An 18,337-nucleotide genomic window follows, 5' to 3' on the forward strand; every position below is an offset into this window, starting at 1 on the left:
GGTGTCGCCGATGGCACGCTTTCTGCCTGTCGAGGTCCAGGTTCCGCACCCCGGGAACCGCCCTACAACCGAGACACAAGGAAAACGCCATGCAATTGATCGACCGCGGCCAGGAACCCACCGCCGACGAACTCACCACCGACGCGCGCCGCATCTTCGGCCTGTTGCGCTCGGGCGGCGTCGGCATCATCCCCTTCGACGTGTCCTATGCGATCTTCGCCCACACCGCCCGGGCGGTGGAGCGGATCTACGAGATCAAGAACCGCAGTTCGGCCAAGCCCAACGGCGTGATTGGCAACTGGGACATGTTCAACGAACTGATCGAGGCGTCGCAGGCCGACCGCGACCTGGTCGGCTGCATCATCCGCGACCACGACCTGCCGATGTCGGTGGTCGGCCCCTACCGCGCCGACCACGACTTTTTGCGCACCACCGAGTTCGGCGCCCTGCGCCGCTCCACCAAGGGCCCGACGATGGACCTGCTGCTCAACGCCGGCCGGCTGCACGGCGAGCTGGCCCGCATGTCGCTCGATTCGGCCACGCCGCTGATGGGCTCGTCGGCCAACCGCTCGCTCACCGGCAACAAGTTCGCGCTGCGCGACATCGAGGAAGAAGTGCTGGCGCAGGTCGACATCGGCGTCGACTACGGCCGCTGCAAGTACGCCAACGAGCACTTCATCGGCAGCACCATCATCGAGATGGAAACCCGCCGCGTGCTGCGCTTCGGCTGCTGCTACGAGCAGATCCAGCAGATCGTGCGGACCGAGTTCAACCTGGTGCTGCCCGACCGCCCCACCTCCGGCGCGATGAGCCTGGTCTGAGGCACCCCCGCGCGGCACCGGCCGGGTGCCGCGCGCCGTCCAGCGACAAGAAACAAGAAACAAGAAAAGAGACACGACATGCAACACCTCCTCGCACGCCGCAAGGCGTCGCGGCGCACCGGCCTGGCCGTGCTGGCCGCCGCCGCCTTCGCCCTCCTGGCCTCCGGCCCCGCCCGGGCCGTCTACCCCGACAAGCCGGTCCGCATCGTCGTGCCGTACTCGGCCGGCGGCGGCACCGATTCCTTCGCCCGGCTGGTCGGCCTGGAGCTGGCCAAGCACCTGGGCCAGCCGGTGGTGATCGACAACAAGCCAGGCGCCTCCGGGCTGCTCGGCGGCGCCGCGGTGGCGCAGGCCCCGGCGGACGGCTACACCCTGCTGGTCGACCAGTCGTCGATCGCCACCAACCCGCTGCTCTATGCCAAGCCGCCCTACGACCTGGCGCGCGACCTCGCGCCGGTGTCGCTGGGCGCCACGCTCGACAACGTGCTGCTGGTCACCCCCGGCCTGCCGGCGCGCAACGTGACCGAGCTGATCGCGCTGGCCAAGTCCCGGCCCGGCAAGCTCAACTACGCCTCGACCGGCATCGGCACGCCGCAGCACCTGGCGATGGAGGAGTTGAAGGACAAGTCGGGTACCGACATCGTCCATGTGCCCTACAAGGGCGGCAACCCGGGCATCGTCGCGCTCAGCGCCGACGAGGTGCAGATGTTCTTCATCAGCGTCTCGACCGCCATGCCCTTCGTCAAGTCGGGCAAGGTGCGCGCCCTGGCCAGCGGCGGCACCCGGCGCTCGCCCCAGCTGCCCGACGTCCCCACGGTGGCCGAATCGGGGCTGCCGGGCTTCCAGGCGACCGGCTGGCTCGCGTTCTTCGCACCGGCCGGCACGCCCGCCGCGGTGGTGAAGCGGCTCAACGCCGACATCGCCAAGGCCCTCGCCGCGCCGGCCCTGGTCGAGAGCCTGCGCCAGCAGGGGTTCGAGCCCGCCAGCGGCACGCCCGAGGCGCTCGCTACCCTGGTCAAGCGCGAGGCCGAGCAGTACGGCCCGATCATCCGCAAGGGCAACATCAAGGTCGAATGACCGCGGGGGCGAGCGGGCCTTGCGCGAACCGGTGCGCCGCCCGCCGCGAACCTGTACATTCGTACAGTGCTCACCGACCCCATCCCCGCCCACCCGCTGCACCGCAAGCTGGCCATCCTGGCCGACGCGGCCAAGTACGACGCCTCGTGCGCCTCCAGCGGGACAGCCAAGCGCAGCTCGGTCGGCGGCAAGGGCATCGGCTCGACCGAGGGCTCGGGCATCTGCCACAGCTATGCACCCGACGGGCGCTGCATCTCGCTGCTGAAGATCCTGCTGACCAACTTCTGCACCTACGACTGCCTCTACTGCGTCAACCGCGTCACCAGCAACGTGCCCCGCGCCCGCTTCAGCGTCGACGAGGTGGTGCGCCTCACCCTCGACTTCTACCGCCGCAACTGCATCGAGGGCCTGTTCCTCTCCAGCGGCATCATCCAGAACCCCGACTACACGATGGAGCAGGTGGTCGAAGTGGCCCGGGTCCTGCGCGAAGACCACGACTTCCGCGGCTACATCCACCTAAAGACCATCCCCGACGCATCGCCCGAACTGCTGCAGCGCGCCGGCCGCTACGCCGACCGGCTGAGCATCAACGTCGAGCTGCCCACGGTCGAAGGCCTGGCCAGCCTGGCGCCCGAGAAGGACGGCGACGCGATCCGCCGCTCGATGGCCCGGCTGCGGCTGCACATCGACGACGCCAAGGGCCAGGCGCGCGAGGCCGCCGCCCAGCCGATGGTCTTCGTGCCCCAGGCCAGGCCGAAGCGGGCCGCCGCCCCCCGCTTCGCACCCGCCGGGCAGAGCACCCAGATGATCGTCGGCGCCGACGCGACCGACGACGCCACCATCCTCACCACCAGCGCCACCCTCTACGGCAGCTACCGGCTGCGGCGGGTGTACTACTCGGCCTTCAGCCCGATCCCCGACGCGGCCCGGGCCCTGCCGCTGCAGGCCCCGCCGCTGGTGCGCGAGCATCGGCTCTACCAGGCCGACTGGCTGATGCGCTTCTACGGCTTCGCGCACGACGAGATCGTCACCCCCGGTGCCGACGGCCGGGCGATGCTGTCCCTGGACGTCGACCCCAAGATGGCCTGGGCCCTGGCCCACCGCGAGCGCTTCCCGGTCGACCTGAACCGCGCCCCGCGCGAGATGCTGCTGCGCGTGCCCGGCTTGGGCGTGAAGGCCGTCGAGCGGCTGCTGATGGCCCGCCGGGTGCGCCGCCTGCGCGCCGCCGACCTGGGCCGGCTCCACGTGCCGCTGAAGAAGGTGCTGCCCTTCGTGCTGACCGACGACCACAAGCCGACCCGCGCGATGGAGACCGCCGTGCCGGCCCTGGCCCCGCCCGCGCCGGTGCAGGCATCGCTGTTCTGAGGGCGGTGGCGGCGACGGCATCATGCGTGCATCGGCCCTTTGCTATCATTTGAATAGCTAGAGGCCGTTACGGATCGACGGCCACAGCCACTTTTCATTCACAGAAACGGCGCGATGGCCACCTACACCGTCCTCCTGCCTTCCGAGACCGACCTGACCGCCTTCCGCGCCCAGGCCCGTCGCCTGCTGACGGCCGGCGTGTCGCCCGAGGCGGTGCAGTGGCAGTTGGAGGGCCGGGCCGCCGGCGACCTGTTCGCACAGGCGGCGCCCGGGCGCCGGGAGGCCGCGCCGTCGCCCGGGCTGTTCGATACGCAGGTGTCCACGCCCGGTCTGTTCGACGATGCGCCGGCCACGCCCGGCCTGTTCGATGCCGAAACGAGCGCGCCGTTCGGGCGCCCCGGCGAGGACGACCGACTTGCCGTCAACACGGGACAGCTCTTCCCCGAACCGACCGACCCGTCCGCGGAGGAACCCGCCTTCGAACCCGACACCTCCGTCGAGGCCGCCTCCGACGACGCTCCGGACGACACCGACGGCGCCTCCAACGCACCCGCCGACGGCCCAGGCACCGAACCGCTGTCCGCCGCCCGCCCCATCGGCACCGTCTCGCCCGCCCTGCCCGCCCTCTCCGCCGCGCGGCCCGCCCGGGCCGTCTCGGTCCCGCCCACCTTCCTCGCGCTCTGCGCCACCGTCGTCCTGCATGCCGACCCCAACCGCTTCGGCCTGCTGTACCGCCTGCTCTGGCGCATGGCCCACGAGCCCGGCCTGCGCCACGACCCGCTGGACCCGGACCGGCTGCAGGCCGAGCAGATGGCCAAGGCGGTGCGGCGCGACATCCACAAGATGCGCGCCTTCGTGCGCTTCCGCACCGTGGCCGACGGCGGCCCCGCTGGCGCCGACGTACCGCTGCTGCCGACGGCGACCGTTCCACTCGACGGGATCGACGGCCCCGCCCCGCATGGAGACGGCCTGGAGCACCTGCACGTGGCCTGGTTCGAGCCCTTGAACCACATCGTCGAAGCCAACGCGCCGTTCTTCAAGCGCCGCTTCACCCAGATGCGCTGGGCCATCCTCACGCCGCAGCGCTGCGTGGCCTGGGACGGCCGCACGCTGACCTTCGGCCCCGGCGCCCGCAAGGAAGACGCGCCGCCGGCCGATGCCGGCGAAGGCCTCTGGCTCACCTACTACGCCCACATCTTCAACCCCGCGCGGCTCAAGCTGAAGATGATGCAGAAGGAGATGCCGCGCCGCTACTGGCCCAACCTGCCCGAGGCCAGGCTGATCGGCGAACTCTCGGCCCAGGCGATGGCCCGCAGCGGCGGCATGATCGACCAGGCCGCCACCGTGCCCGCCCGCCGCATCCGCAGCGTCGTGCCGGTGGTGGTCGCCGGCCACACAGGCGCCGCCAGCCGGCCCGCGCTGCAGCACCTGTCCGAGCTGCAGGACGCCGCCAACCGCTGCCGCGCCTGCCCCATCGGCGCCGGCGCCACCCAGGCGGTGGTCGGCGAAGGCCCGGCCCACGCCGCCCTGATGGTCGTCGGCGAGCAGCCCGGCGACCACGAGGACCTGCGCGGCCGCCCCTTCGTCGGCCCGGCCGGCCAGCTGTTCGACCGCGCGGTGCGCGAGCTGGGCTGGTCGCGCGACCGGCTCTACGTCACCAACGCGGTCAAGCACTTCAAGTACGAACTGCGCGGCACCCGCCGCATCCACAAGACGCCGCACCAGCAGGAGGTCGACGCCTGCCTGCACTGGCTGGAGTCCGAACTGGAACTGGTGGCGCCCCAGGCCGTCCTGGCCCTGGGCGCCACCGCCGCCCGCGCCATCCTGGGCCGCCCGGTGGCGGTGATGCGCGAACGCGGCCAGTGGCACGAGGGCCCGCAGGGCCGCCCGGTCCTGGTGACACTGCACCCCTCGGCCCTGCTGCGCGCCGACCCGGGCCACGCAGCCGAGAATTTCCGGCATTGGGTGGAGGATTTGTCGCTGGCGACGGCGCTGGCAGCGGGTTGAGTTCTCAGAAAGTACACGGCGAGACGTGGCCACGTCTATCTGCAGCCGCTACCAAATGAGTAGCTAAAGGTCGTCACCAGACACCGGCTGCAGCCACTTTTCGTTCAAACATCTGTCCCGGTGCTGATACCGATGACGGTGCGGGTGGAGAAGGGGTGCCTTTGCCTTTGCCCTTGTCTTTGCCCTTGCCGCTTCCGCCCCAAGGCGTAACTGCCGCGAAGCCGGCAGTAGCCGAAAGCCCCCGCCCCCCGCCCCTCGGGATGCGCCGAGGAGCGCAGCGGCAGGCGGAAAAAGGGCCGCGCATGTCTGAGCGCAGCGAGTTTGCGCGGACCCCGCCTGCCGCGAGCACCGCAGGTTGCCCGCAGCGCAGCGGAGGGACGCAGCACGCGGGGTCGCCTTTTCTTGGTTACTTCTTTTGGCGAAGCAAAAGAAGTRACTCGCCCGCGGGGGCGAAATCCCCGCCTCCGGACCCAACACGGGCAGTGTTGCATCGAACGGCAGCTGCASMGAAAAGCCGGGYGCGGCCCTCACCCCCRCCCTCTCCCAGGGGRAGAGGGAGCCATGCAGGGCAGCCGGGAGCGGGCCAAACAGCCGTCAGTGGATCGCAAGCCGGGCGCGGCCCTCACCCCCGCCCTCTCCCAGGGGGAGAGGGAGCMATACCGCCCGCTGGCAACCACCCGCCGCTGACCACCCGCCGCCAGCCCCACAGCCCGCCCCATGACCCCCGCCCTCACCCTCTCCAACATCCACAAATCCTTCGACGGCTTCATCGCCCTCGCGGATGCCCACTTCACCGCGCAGAAGTCGTCGTTGATGAACATCGCGGCCGGCCTCTACGCGCCCGAGGCCGGCGAGCTGCGGGTCGACGAGAACCCGGTGCGCTTCGCCGGCCCGCGCGACGCCGCGAAGCACCGCATCGGCATGGTCCACCAGCACTTCAAGCTGGTCGCGCCCTTCACCGTCGCCGAGAACATCCTGCTGGGCATGCCGGTGGTCGACGACGACGACGTGCACGGCTACCGCCAGCGGCTGGCCCGGGTGCGCGCGGCCATCCTCACCCAGGCGCATGCGCTGGGCTTCGAGATCGACCCCGACCGGCGCGTCCGCGATCTCTCCGTCGCCGAGCAGCAGCGGGTCGAGATCCTGAAGGTGCTGCTGGCCGGTGCCCGCATCCTGGTCCTGGACGAGCCCACCGCGGTGCTCACCGACGCCGAGGCCGCGCGGCTGCTGCAGACCGTGCAGTCGCTCGCCCGCAGCCAGGGCACCGCCGTGATCCTGGTCACCCACAAGATGGCCGACGTGAAGCGCTATGCCGACCGGGTGACGGTGATGCGCGGCGGCCGCACCGTCGCCACGCTCGACCCGCGCACCACGCCCGAGGCCGACCTGGTGCGGCTCACCGTGGGCGAGGCGCCCCCGCCGCCGACGCGCGCCGCCACGGTGCGCGGCGTGGCGCGCCTGGTGCTGCGCGGCGTGCGCAGCCTCGCGGCCACCGACGGCCCCCCGGCGCTCGACGGCATCGACCTCGCCGTGCATGCCGGCGAGATCTACGGCCTGGCCGGCGTCGGCGGCAACGGCCAGGGCGAGCTGGCGCAGGCGATCATGGGCCTGCTCCCGGTGCCGCCGGGCAGCCTGCACCTGGAGGGCTTCGGCGACCTGGGGGCGGCCAGCACGGTGCAGCGCCGCGCGCTCGGCATCGCCGCGATCCCGGCCGACCGCTACGGGCTGGCCCTGGCGGGCGGCCTGTCCATCGCCGAGAACTTCGGCATCGGCCAGGTGCATGCGGGCCGCTACGGCCACGCGCTGCGGCTCGACCGCCGGCGGATGGAGGCCGAGGCGGCCGCGGCCGTGAAAGCCTTCGACGTGCTGGGCGTGCGTTCGCTGCGGCAGAAGGCCGCCCTGCTGTCGGGCGGCAATGCGCAAAAGCTGGTGATCGCCCGCGAGTTCAGCCGCGACCCGACCCTGGTGCTGGCCCACAGCCCGAGCCGTGGCCTGGACGTGCGGGCCGGCGCGCAGGTGCATGCGCGGCTGCGCGCCGCGCGCGACGCCGGCGCCGCGGTGCTGCTGATCAGCGAGGACCTCGACGAGGTGCTGGCCCTGGCCGACCGGGTGGGCGTGATCGTGCGTGGCCGCATCGCCCGAGAGTTCGCCACGCCGGTCGACCGCCAGGCCGTCGGGCAGGCGATGGTGGCGACATGACGCGGCGCCGCGCCTCCTCCTCCGGCTTTTCCCATTACCCGAACCACCGAACACCGTGACCGCGACGACAAGCCCTCCCCTGCCCTCGCCGCCACTGCCGGCACCCGCCGCCGCAGCGGACACCCCGCCGCGCCGCCGCTTCGTGCCCCTGCTGGAGCGCCGCTACACGCTGGAACTGCGCCAGCAGCTCGGCTGGCCGCAGCAGGCGGCGATCCTGGCGCTGGCCGTCGCGGTGGGGCTGTTCGTCTGCGGCGCGATCCTGGTCGCGGCGGGCGTGGCGCCGGCCGACCTGGTCAACGAGTTCGTGGTGCAGACCTTCACCGATCCGCAGAACCTGCGCGCGGTGCTGTTCCAGGCCGCGCCGATGGTCATGGTGGGCCTGGCCGCGGCGATGGCCTTCCGCGCGCGGTTCTGGAACCTGGGGCTGGAGGGGCAGATGGTATGGGGCGCGATCGGCGCGACGGCCGTCTCGCTCCACGCGGTCGGCCCGCCCGGCCTGCGGCTGTGGCTGATGGCCGCCGCGGCGCTGGTGTGCGGCCTGCTGTGGGTGGTGCTGCCGGCGGTGCTGAAGATGCGGCTGGGCATCAACGAGATCATCTCCAGCCTGATGCTCAACTACGTGGCGGCCAACTTTTTGCTGCACCTGCTCTACGGCGCGTGGAAGGACCCGAAGGATGCGTTTCCCTACTCGCCCAAGTTCGAGAGCTTCGAGCGCCTGCCCGACATCGCCGGCGGCTTCAGCAGCGCGATCGTGCTGGCGGCGTTGGTGGCGGTGGCGGCCTGGTGGTTCGTCGACAGGAGCCGCGCCGGGCTGTACCTGCGTTTCGTGCATGCCGGCAGCCGAGTGGCCGACGCGGTGGGCGTGCCGGTGCGGCGGCTGGTGGCCGGCTCGGTGCTGCTCTCGGGCGCGCTGGCGGGGCTGGCGGGCTTCCTGGTGGCCGCCGGACAGGAAGGGCGGCTCACCCAGTCGTTCTACAGCGGCTACGGCTTCTCGGGCATCCTGATCGCGTTCCTGGCCCGCAACAACCCGCTGGCCGCCAGCGTGGTGGCGGTGCTGGTCGCCACCCTGTTCGTGGCGGGCCGCAGCCTGCAGGTCTTCTACCAGATCCCGTTCTCGATGGTGCAGCTGATCCAGGCGATCCTGGTGGTGTGCGTGGCGTCGTCGGATTTCTTCATCCGGCACCGCATCCGTGCCGTCGGCCAGAAAGGCGCCTGAGCCATGGACCTGATCGCACACTGGCTGGGCAACATGCCCGATTTCGCGGTGCCCTTTGCGTTGGCGGCGCTGGGGCTGATCGTCTCGGAGCGGGCCGGCGTGCTGTCGCTCGGGGCCGAGGGGCTGATGCTGGTCGGCGCGCTGGCCGGCATCGGCGTGCAGCTGGCGGTGCACGAGCCGGGCATCGCGCTGCTGGGCTCGATGGTGGCCGCCGCGGCGGTGTCGGTGCTGTTCGCGGCGATGGTGGTGTGGCTGCGGGTCAACCAGGTGATCGCGGGGCTGGCACTGGTCTTCTTCTGCCAGGGCCTGACCGGCCTGCTGGGCACGGTGCTGGGCTGGACCAACCAGCCGGTCACCGGGCTCGACGCGCTCGCACTCGGCCCGCTGGCGCAGCTGCCGGTGGTGGGCGGCCTCTTCCGCCAGAACGTGCTGGTGTACCTGACGCCGCTGCTCTTCGCTGTCGTGGTCTGGTACCTGAACCGCACCGTGCCCGGCCTGCGGCTGCGCGCGGTGGGCGAGAACCCGCAGGCGGCCGACGCGGCCGGCATCCCGGTGCTGCGCACCCGCTTCCTGGCGATCCTGGCGGGCTCGGCGCTGGTGGGGCTGGCGGGCGGCTACATCGCGGTCGTCAGCACCAAGCTCTGGATTGCCGGCATGACCGGCGGCCGCGGCTGGATCGCGGTGGGCCTGGTGATCTTCGCGCGCTGGTCGCCGTGGCGGGCCCTGGTGGGCGCGCTGCTGTTCGGCGGCATCGAGGCGCTGATCCCGCAGCTGGCCGCCGCCGGTATCGGCCTGCCGCAGTACTTCGTGCTGATGACGCCCTACCTGGTCACGCTGGGCGTGATGGTGTGGGTGGCGCTGGCCCGCCAGGGCCGCGACGAGACGCCCGGCGCGCTGGGCGAGCCGTACCTGCGCGAAGAAAGAAGATAAGGAATCCCATGCAAGCCTACGTCTACGAGCAAGCCCGCAGCCTCGACGAGCGCCAGTTCGCCGACTACCTGAACCCCGCCACCACCGCGGTCGTCTCGATCGACATGCACCGCGGCCACCTGGACGATTCGCCCGACTGTCCCTGCCCCGCCCCGCGGGCACGCGACCTGGTGGCGCCGCTGGACGCCTTCCACGACCAGGTGCGGGCCCGCGGCGTGCGGCTGGTCCACGTCCGCTCCACCCTGCGGCCGGGCGGCGAGGACGACATCGGCGGCATCCCGGCCGCCTGGCGCCGCACCTTCCCGCTGCACGTCGGGCCGATCCCGAATGCCGCCGCGCACGCCATCGAGGGCAGCCGCTGGACCGAGTGGTGCACCCGGGTGGAGCCGGGCGACATGCGGGTCGACACCAAGCGGCGCCTCTCGGCCTTCTACCCCAGCGACCTCGACTTCCTGCTGCGCAACCAGCGCATCGAGACCGTGGTGCTCGACGGCGGCTTCACCGACTGCTGCGTGCTCAGCACCGCCTTCGACGCCAACAACCACAACTACCGGGTGATCGTGCTGCGCGACCTGGTGCGCGGCACCGATCCGCAGCTGGAGGCCGCGGCGCTCAGCATGGTGTCGCTGCACCTGGGGCTGGTGATGGAGTCGCAGGAGCTGCTGGCGGTGTGGGACGGGGCGGCGCAGCAGAAACCCTCTGCTACCGAATAGATAGCTGGAGGCCAGCGCCGGACGCCGGCTGCGGACCTATTTCGCTCGTAAAAAAGGCCCTGCCGTCGCCGGCCGGGCCTTCGTGCGTGCGATGCCGGAGCATCGCATTGCGGGCTGCGCTTACTTCGACAGCTCGTTCATCGTGGCCGCGTCCAGGCGGCCGGTCGAGGCGATGCCGCGGTCGCGCTGGAAGGCGCGCAGGCCGGCCGTCGTGCGGCCGCCTGCGGCGCCGTCGGGGGTGCCGACGTTGTAGCCCAGCTCGTTCAACTTGGCCTGCGCGTCGCGCATCGACATGCTGCCGCCGGCCGGGCCGCTGCGGCCGCCGGGGGCGGAGGTCTGCGACGGGGCTGCCGCGCCGTCGACGCCCAGCCGGCCGCCGCCGCCCAGGCCCTGGCCCTGCACGCTCTGCGCCTTGTAGCTGCGCAGCGCGCGGACCATCTGGTTGAAGGCGTCCATGAAGGCGGCCGAGATCACCTTGCCTTCGGCGGTGTTGCTGTAGCCGCCGAGGCTGCCGCCGCCCGATCCGCCGAACAGCTGGCCCACGGCGCCGAAGTCGGTCTTGGAGGCGCTGCCTTCCGATGCCGCCACCTGCACGCCCGAGCGGTTGTCGATCAGGGTCAGCATGGTGCTGGCTTCCTTGGTGTTCATGCTGCCGCCGAGTGCGCCCAGCAGGCCGCTGTAGCGCCCGCCGATCGCGCCGCCCAGGCTGCCGGCCACGCCGCCCGCGTTGTTGTTGCGGAAGATGATCTCGGGCTCCATGCCGTAGTCGGAGGCGACCATCTGGCCGGCACCCATGTTGCTGCCCTGGCGCATCTCGCCCGACTGCATCAGGGCCCGCTCGCGGGTCATGGCGTTCATGCCGGCGGCGCCGCGCTCGACGACGATGAAGCAGTTCGATTGCTGCACCAGCAGGCGCAGCAGGTTGGCCGTCGGCGGCAGGCGGTATTCGTTGCGCAGGATGGTGTACCAGCCGGCCTGCTGGTTCTCGGTCAGCGACACGGTGCCGAGCGGGGCGGCGCAGCGCTCGAGCTGGCTGCTGGCGCCGTCGGTGGCGCCGCCGGCGGCCGAGCCGGTCGCCATCGTCTTGGCGCCGGGCGCGCCCATCTTCATGTCGGTGGTCTCGCAGCCGGTCAGCAGCAGGGCTGCGGCGGCGACACAGGCCAGCGAGAGGGGAGCGGTACGGATAACGCGCATGGAATCTCCAGGGAAATCGCCCACAGCGGGGCGGGGGTCGTCGAAAAACCCCGCAGCATACTGTGGTATCCAGGGCATTGGAACCCCACCGGCCCGGGGGAAATTGTTACTTTTTGCCCGGTCCCGACACCCGGTAGATCCACAGCGGCCGCCCGTCCGGCGTGCGCAACCGGCGGTCGGCTTCGACGCCCGGCACCTCGAATTCCAGGCTCGCCATCGCCCCGCCGGGCTCCAGCTCGGCGCGCGCCTTGTCCCAGGCGCGGGCCATGCTCTCGGGCCGCTGGAAGACGTAGACCAGCGCGAAGTCCTGCCACCCTGCGCGCCAGATGTCGCCCTGCCGCACCCGGGCCCACGGGCAGCGCAGTGCGCACAGCAGCCGCAGCGGCCAGCTCCATTCGATGCCGTGCAACACGGCGGCCGGGTAGGCGGCGCGCAGCGCCCGCAGGCCGTCGCCCAGGCCGCAGCCGGCGTCGAGCACCCGGCTGCCGGGCGCCAGCGGCACGGCCCCGGGCAGGTCCCGCAGGGCACCCCGCGGCGTGGGAAACACCGGCGCATCCCGCCAGGCGTGCACCGGGTACACCAGCAGGCACAGGGCCAGCGGCAGCAGCCAGCCCCAGCCCGGCAGCGCCACGGCACCCGAGGCCAACAGCGAGACGGGGAATCCGCCCGCGAGCAGCAGACGCCGCATCCGGGTGGTGCCCCACAGGCTGCCCAGGGCGCCCCAGGCGGTCGCCAGCGCCACCGCGGGCAGGCCCTGGAGGGCGGGTGGCCCCAGTGCCTGCAACAGCGCGAAAAGGCCCCATGCGGAGCCCCAGACCAGCAGCGCCGGTACGGGCCAGGGCAGGCGCGGCGCCTTCATGGGGGGCTTACCGCCCGGCGGTGCGGCGCAGCCGGTCGATCAGGCCGTTGAGCTCGTCGAGGCTGGCGAACTGGATCGCGACCTCGCCGGTGTCCTCGGTGCGGCCGTGGCGCTTGACCCGTTTCTTGACCCGCACCTCGACGGCGGCGGTCAGCAGGTCGGCCAGGTCTTCCTCCACCTGGCGCAGGTCGCTCGATTTCTCCTTGCGGGCGGCAGGCGGCTTCTGGGCCGAGAGGCTGAACTCGGCGCCGATCTTCTTGACCAGGCCCTCGGCCTCGCGCACCGACAGCTTGCGCGCCGAGATCTGGTGGGCCGCGGTGATCTGCGCCGCCCGGTCGAGCGAGAGCAGCGCACGGGCATGGCCCATGTCCAGGTCGCCGGCCATCAGCATCGTCTGCACCGGGTCGGCCAGGTTCAGCAGGCGCAGCAGGTTGCTGGCGGCGCTGCGCGAGCGGCCGACCGATTGCGCCGCCTGCTCGTGCGTCAGGCCGAACTCCTTGACCAGCCGCTGCAGGCCCTGCGCTTCCTCGAGCGGGTTCAGGTCTTCCCGCTGCATGTTCTCGATCAGCGCCATCGCGGCGGCCGACTCGTCGGGCACGTCGCGCACCAGCACCGGCACGCTGTCGAGGCCGGCCAGCCGTGCCGCCCGGAAGCGCCGCTCGCCGGCGATGATTTCGTATTTGCCGGCGTTGTCGCCGTCCTTCAGCCGGCGCACCAGGATCGGCTGCATGATGCCCTGCGCCTTGATGCTCTCGGCCAGCTCGTACAGGGCGCCCTCGTCCATCCGGGTGCGGGGCTGGTAGATGCCCGGGACCAGGTCGGCCAGCGCCAGTGCGTGCGGCAGGCCGTCCACCGGGCTGCCGGCGGCATCGGCCGGCGCCTCGCTGGCCTTGGGGCCGAGCAGGGCTTCGAGGCCGCGGCCGAGGCCCTTGGGTTTCTTGGTGGTGGTGGCCATCGGTCGGCTCCTTCTGTGTCTTCGGGTTTCAGGTGCGCGGCGCAGGAGCGGTGGCGAAGCCGGCGGCCCGCCACGCCTGCAGCAGCGCATGGCCGGCGGGCCAGTCGCCCAGGCCGGCGTCGGCATTGATATGGCCTGCCGGGCCCACGCCGTGCAGCGCGCTGCCCCAGGCCTGCGCGATGTGCTGTGCGTAGCCCGGGGCGGCATAAGGATCGTCGCTGCTGTGGACGACCAGCGAAGGGAACGGCAGCGGGCTGCGCGGCACCGGCGTCCAGCCGGGCAGCTGCGGCCGCAGGTCGTCACGCTCGATGTCGGGCGGCGCCACCAGCAGCGCGCCGCGGATGCGGTCGGTATTGCGAGAGTGCGCGGCCCAGGCCGCGACCAGCACGCAACCCAGGCTGTGCGCCACCAGCAGGACCGACGTCCCGCAGCCCAGCACCATGTCCTCCAGCCGCGCGTTCCAGTCGCCGCGCAGGGGCCGCTGCCAGTCGTGCTGCTCCACCCGCCGGTAGCCGTACAGCGCCTCCCAGCGGGTCTGCCAGTGGTCGGCACCGCTGCCATGCCAGCCGGGCAGGGTCAGGACGGTGATGCTCTCTTTTTCATAGCTGGTGGCCATCGTCTCTTACCGGCTTCAGGCCTTTTTGGCTTTGGGTTTCGTGGCACGGGCCACCATCTCCGACGCGAAGGCCACGAAGGCCTGCGCGCCCTTCGACGCCGGGTCGAACACCACGCCGGGCAGCCCGTAGCTGGGCGCCTCGGCCAGCCGCACGTTGCGCGGGATCACCGTGTCGAACACCTTGTCGCCGAAGTGGTCCTTCAACTGCTCGCTCACCTGCTGCTGCAGCGTGATCCGCGGGTCGAACATCACCCGCAGCAGGCCGATGATCTGCAGGTCCTTGTTGAGGTTGGCGTGTACCTGCTTGATGGTGTTGACCAGGTCGGTCAGGCCCTCCAGCGCGAAATACTCGCACTGCATCGGCACGACCACGCCGTGGGCCGAGCACAGGCCGTTGAGCGTCAGCATCGAGAGCGAGGGCGGGCAGTCGATCAGGACGAAGTCGTAGTCGGCATCGACCAGCGCCAGCGCGCCCTTCAACCGCTTCTCGCGCTGGTCGAGCCCGACCAGCTCGACCTCCGCTCCGGCCAGCTCGCGGTTGGCGCCCAGCACGTCGTAGGCGCAACCGCTCTCCTCCAGCCGGTCGGCCCGCACCCGGGCTTCCGACACCGGCACGCCGTCGACCAGCACCTCGTAGATCGTCGACTCCAGCGCCCGCTTGTCCACGCCCGAGCCCATCGTCGCATTGCCCTGCGGATCGAGGTCGACCAGCAATACCCGCTGGCCGATCTTGGCCAGGCCGGCGGCCAGGTTGACGGAGGTGGTCGTCTTGCCGACGCCGCCCTTTTGGTTGGCGATGCAAAAAATCTGGGCCATGTCGGGTCTTCTTACTTACTTGGAAATCGCGAGCCGGAGACCGAACCCGATGAGGAATACGCCGGCCAGCCGCTCCAGACCCTTGGCCACCCGCCGGTGCGCCCGCACCTGCGCGGTCACCGCCCGCGCCACCGCGGCCAGGCCCAGGCAGTAGCAGGCCGTCAACGCCGCGATGGTGATCGCCATCGCGGCGAAGGTGACGCCGCCGCGGTGGGTGGCCGGGTTCACGAACAGCGGAAAGAAGGCCATGTAGAACACGATGGCCTTGGGGTTGAGCAAGGTGATGAAGAACGCCTGCCGGGCGTAGTGCCGCGGCTCGATGCGCACCGGGCCGGCATCGCCCGGCTTGGCGGTGAGCAGGCGAAAGCCGATCCACACCAGGTAGGCGGCGCCGACGTACTGCACCGCCATGAACACCGGCGGATAGGCGGCCAGCAGCGCTGCCACACCGCCTACGGCCAGCCACAGCAGCACCTGGTCGCCCGCGATCAGGCCGACGGTGGCGGCCGCACCGGCCTTGAAGCCGCCCTTGGCGGTCGAGTTGAGCAAGGCGAAGGTGCCGGGGCCCGGCAGCATCAGGAACACGACCACCGCCGCGCAGAAAGAACCGTAATCAGAGATGCCGAACATGGGGAACAGGTGAGAAACAAGGAAGCTGCGGAATGCGGCGGGGCTCGAGTTTAAGCGCCCTGCCCTGCAGGACCCGCCGCCGCACCGGCGGCGACGTTCTTGCGCATCCAGACGATGCAGCGGTCCGCAGCCAGTCCCGGGACGGCGAGTTGTTCCACGTGAAACACGCGAATTCCGGGTGGCAAAGCCTCCAGCTCGTCCGACGGATGCTTGCCCTTCATCGCCATCCACACCCCGTCGGGCGCCACCGCATCGACCGACCAGTGGGTGAAATCCACCAGCGAAGCGAACGCCCGGGACGCGACGACATCGAACGGCCCGCTCAAGGTCTCGACCCGCGCATGCAGCCCCTTGAGGTTGGGCAGCCGCAGTTCCAGGGCCACCTGCTGCTGGAAGGCCGCCTTCTTAGCCACGGTGTCCACACAGGTCACATCGGCCTGCGGACAGCAAATGGCAACCACCACGCCCGGCAAGCCGGCGCCCGCACCGACATCGAGCAGGGAGAACGGCCGGGCTGCGTCGCCCCCTGCGGCCTTGCGCTGCCGCAACAAGGGAGGCACCGCCGCCAGACTGTCCAGCAGGTGGTGCGTCAGCATCTCCTGCGGGTCGCGCACCGAAGTGAGGTTGTAGACCTTGTTCCATTTCTGGATCAGGCCCAGGTACCGCTCCATGCGCTCGCACTGGTTGGCATCCAGCGCGATGCCCAGTGCCGCAGCACCGGCGGCGATCTGCTGCTGCACGGCGGCAGCGTTCGAGTCTGGCATGAGAAATTCCGGGAGAGCCCCGCGCGCCGAATGCGCGGCGAGAGCGAAGGTGAATGCTTAGACGACCGCTTCGGGCGAAGCCGCCGTGGATGCGAAGCCGCGGGCGCCCCGCTTTTTCAGGTGCACCAGCAGCAGCGACACTGCCGCTGGCGTGACGCCGGAAATCCGCGACGCCTGGCCCAGCGTCTCGGGCCGGTGCTTCTGCAGCTTCTGACGTACCTCGAAGCTGAGCGCGGTCACCTGCAGGTAATCCAGGTCGTCGGGCAGGCGCAACTGCTCGTAATGCGATGCGCGCTGCACCTCGTCCTTCTGGCGGTCGATGTAGCCGGAGTACTTGGCGGAGATCTCGATCTGCTCCAGCACGCCATCGCGCGCATCCCCGAGTGTTTCACGTGAAACAGTGTCGGATGCATAGCGCCCGTCGGCCAGCGACATCAAGCCGTCGTAGCTCACATCCGGCCGGCGCAGCAGTTCCGCCAGGCTGTATTCGTGCTCGATCGCCTTGCCCAACACCCGCTCCGACTCGCTGGCCGGCAGGTTGCGCGGGCTGACCCAGATCGAACGCAGCCGCTCTGTTTCACGTGAAACAGCATCGCGCTTGCGGCTGAAGGCATCCCAGCGCGCGTCGTCCACCAGGCCCAGCCGGCGACCGGTTTCGGTCAGGCGCATGTCGGCGTTGTCTTCCCGCAGCTGCAGGCGGAATTCGGCCCGGCTGGTGAACATGCGGTAGGGCTCGGTCACGCCCTTGGTGATCAGGTCGTCGACCAGCACGCCCAGGTAGGCCTCGTCGCGCCCCGGCAGCCACGGCGCATCACCCCGGCACTGCAGCGCGGCGTTGATGCCGGCGAACAGGCCCTGCGCCGCCGCCTCTTCGTAACCGGTGGTGCCGTTGATCTGCCCGGCGAAGAACAGCCCGCCGATCTGGCGCGTCTCGAAGCTGCTCTTCAGCGAACGGGGGTCGAAATAGTCGTACTCGATCGCGTAGCCCGGGCGGAGGATGTGCGCGTTTTCCAGGCCCTTCATCGAGCGCACCAGCTGGTACTGGATATCAAACGGCAGGCTGGTCGAGATGCCGTTGGGGTACACCTCGTGCGTCGTCAGGCCCTCGGGTTCCAGGAAGATCTGGTGGCTTTCCTTGTCGGCGAAGCGGTTGATCTTGTCTTCCACGCTCGGGCAGTAGCGCGGGCCGACGCCCTCGATCTTGCCGGTGAACATCGGGCTGCGGTCGAAGCCGCTGCGGATGATGTCGTGGGTGCGCTCGTTGGTGTGGGTCACCCAGCACGGCACCTGGCGCGGATGCATCGCCGCCTTGCCCATGAAACTGAACACCGGCACCGACTCCCCCACCCCGCCGGGCATGCCGTCGCCGGGCTGCTCGGCGCACTGGCTGAAGTCGATGCTGCGGCCGTCGAGCCGTGGGGGCGTGCCGGTCTTCAATCGCCCCTGCGGCAGCCGCAACTCCTTGAGGCGCGCCGAAAGGCTCACCGCCGGCGGGTCCCCCGCGCGGCCGGCGGCGTAGTTGTTGAGGCCCACGTGGATCTTGCCGTCCAGGAAGGTGCCGGCGGTGAGCACCACGGTGCGAGCCCGGAAGGTGATGCCTACCTGGGTCACCGCGCCCGCCACCCGGTCGCCTTCGACCAGCAGGTCGTCCACCGCTTGCTGGAACAGCCACAGGTTGGGCTGGTTCTCCAGCCGATGCCGGATCGCGGCCTTGTAGAGGATGCGGTCGGCCTGGGCGCGGGTGGCCCGCACCGCCGGGCCTTTCGAGCTGTTCAGGATGCGGAACTGGATGCCGCCCTCGTCGGTCGCGATACCCATCGCACCGCCGAGCGCATCCACTTCCTTGACCAGGTGGCCCTTGCCGATGCCGCCGATCGACGGGTTGCAGCTCATCTGGCCCAGCGTCTCGATGTTGTGGGTGAGCAGCAGCGTCCGGGCGCCCATGCGGGCGGCGGCCAGCGCCGCCTCGGTACCGGCGTGGCCGCCGCCGACGACGATCACGTCGAATTCCTGGGGGTAGATCATCTGGTTTCCTTCTGGTCGCCGCGCACCCGGTCGGTTGGCAGCCTCCTGCTGTGGGCTGCCTGCGCCGGGCGGACATCGGCGGTCGCGAAAAATATGGTTGCGGGCGGCTCTCATGCGGCCGCAGCCGAGGCATCGCGGCGAACGCCCATC

At 70.9% G+C, this 18,337-nt stretch carries 16 protein-coding genes; 8 read left to right on the forward strand and 8 right to left on the reverse strand.

All coding sequences use genetic code 11. From position 1 onward, the window contains the following. Positions 1 to 89: 89 nt before the first annotated feature. The 8 genes from ASE76_RS07925 (at position 90) to ASE76_RS07960 (ending at position 10,328) form a co-directional block, all read left to right on the forward strand. Complete coding sequence (locus tag ASE76_RS07925) at positions 90 to 821, forward strand: L-threonylcarbamoyladenylate synthase (RefSeq protein ID WP_082448191.1); 732 nt, start codon at positions 90 to 92, stop codon at positions 819 to 821. A gap of 78 nt (positions 822 to 899) precedes the next feature. Further along, a complete protein-coding gene (locus tag ASE76_RS07930; protein WP_055837398.1) occupies positions 900 to 1,898 on the forward strand; it encodes a tripartite tricarboxylate transporter substrate binding protein in 999 nt (332 codons plus the stop codon). Positions 1,899 to 1,964: 66 nt separating this feature from the next. After that, the gene (locus tag ASE76_RS07935) at positions 1,965 to 3,263 is read left to right on the forward strand and encodes a putative DNA modification/repair radical SAM protein (protein ID WP_236698383.1); all 1,299 of its coding nucleotides are present in this window, start codon (positions 1,965 to 1,967) and stop codon (positions 3,261 to 3,263) included. 114 nt (positions 3,264 to 3,377) lie between these two features. Continuing rightward, positions 3,378 to 5,270: a UdgX family uracil-DNA binding protein gene (locus tag ASE76_RS07940; protein WP_055837400.1), complete on the forward strand. Its 1,893-nt coding sequence runs from the start codon at positions 3,378 to 3,380 to the stop codon at positions 5,268 to 5,270. Positions 5,271 to 5,987: 717 nt separating this feature from the next. Beyond that, a complete protein-coding gene (locus ASE76_RS07945; protein ID WP_055837402.1) occupies positions 5,988 to 7,469 on the forward strand; it encodes an ABC transporter ATP-binding protein in 1,482 nt (493 codons plus the stop codon). 55 nt (positions 7,470 to 7,524) lie between these two features. Continuing rightward, a complete protein-coding gene (locus ASE76_RS07950; protein WP_236698384.1) occupies positions 7,525 to 8,685 on the forward strand; it encodes an ABC transporter permease in 1,161 nt (386 codons plus the stop codon). Positions 8,686 to 8,688: 3 nt separating this feature from the next. Continuing rightward, the gene (locus ASE76_RS07955) at positions 8,689 to 9,615 is read left to right on the forward strand and encodes an ABC transporter permease (protein ID WP_055837404.1); all 927 of its coding nucleotides are present in this window, start codon (positions 8,689 to 8,691) and stop codon (positions 9,613 to 9,615) included. Between the two features lie 8 nt (positions 9,616 to 9,623). Next, positions 9,624 to 10,328, forward strand: a complete 705-nt coding sequence (locus tag ASE76_RS07960; protein ID WP_055837407.1) for a cysteine hydrolase family protein — start codon at positions 9,624 to 9,626, stop codon at positions 10,326 to 10,328. A gap of 120 nt (positions 10,329 to 10,448) precedes the next feature. Here the strand turns inward: ASE76_RS07960 and ASE76_RS07965 are convergent, their stop codons facing one another. The 8 genes from ASE76_RS07965 to mnmG all read right to left on the reverse strand — a co-directional run bounded on the left by ASE76_RS07965 (position 10,449) and on the right by mnmG (position 18,187). Next, positions 10,449 to 11,522, reverse strand: coding sequence for a peptidoglycan-binding domain-containing protein (locus ASE76_RS07965; RefSeq protein ID WP_055837409.1), 1,074 nt, complete (start codon positions 11,520 to 11,522; stop codon positions 10,449 to 10,451). Between the two features lie 106 nt (positions 11,523 to 11,628). After that, entirely contained in the window at positions 11,629 to 12,381 is a 753-nt protein-coding gene (locus ASE76_RS07970; RefSeq protein ID WP_055837413.1) for a trans-aconitate 2-methyltransferase, read from the reverse strand. 7 nt (positions 12,382 to 12,388) lie between these two features. Next, entirely contained in the window at positions 12,389 to 13,336 is a 948-nt protein-coding gene (locus ASE76_RS07975; RefSeq protein WP_055837417.1) for a ParB/RepB/Spo0J family partition protein, read from the reverse strand. 28 nt (positions 13,337 to 13,364) lie between these two features. Next, positions 13,365 to 13,952 carry an alpha/beta hydrolase gene (locus ASE76_RS07980; protein ID WP_055837420.1) on the reverse strand — a complete coding sequence of 196 codons (588 nt, stop codon included), beginning with the start codon at positions 13,950 to 13,952 and terminating at the stop codon, positions 13,365 to 13,367. Positions 13,953 to 13,967: 15 nt separating this feature from the next. Further along, positions 13,968 to 14,768 (reverse strand): ParA family protein, encoded by an 801-nt coding sequence (locus ASE76_RS07985; protein WP_055837423.1) that lies wholly within the window; start codon positions 14,766 to 14,768, stop codon positions 13,968 to 13,970. Positions 14,769 to 14,783: 15 nt separating this feature from the next. Further along, a complete protein-coding gene (locus tag ASE76_RS07990) occupies positions 14,784 to 15,398 on the reverse strand; it encodes a LysE family transporter (RefSeq protein ID WP_055837426.1) in 615 nt (204 codons plus the stop codon). Between the two features lie 50 nt (positions 15,399 to 15,448). Further along, positions 15,449 to 16,162 carry a 16S rRNA (guanine(527)-N(7))-methyltransferase RsmG gene (gene rsmG / locus ASE76_RS07995; RefSeq protein WP_055837429.1) on the reverse strand — a complete coding sequence of 238 codons (714 nt, stop codon included), beginning with the start codon at positions 16,160 to 16,162 and terminating at the stop codon, positions 15,449 to 15,451. 57 nt (positions 16,163 to 16,219) lie between these two features. Next, positions 16,220 to 18,187, reverse strand: coding sequence for a tRNA uridine-5-carboxymethylaminomethyl(34) synthesis enzyme MnmG (gene mnmG, locus ASE76_RS08000; RefSeq protein ID WP_055837431.1), 1,968 nt, complete (start codon positions 18,185 to 18,187; stop codon positions 16,220 to 16,222). Positions 18,188 to 18,337: the final 150 nt, after the last annotated feature.

The sequence above is a fragment of the Xylophilus sp. Leaf220 genome, assembly GCF_001421705.1.
GTDB lineage: Bacteria > Pseudomonadota > Gammaproteobacteria > Burkholderiales > Burkholderiaceae_C > Xylophilus.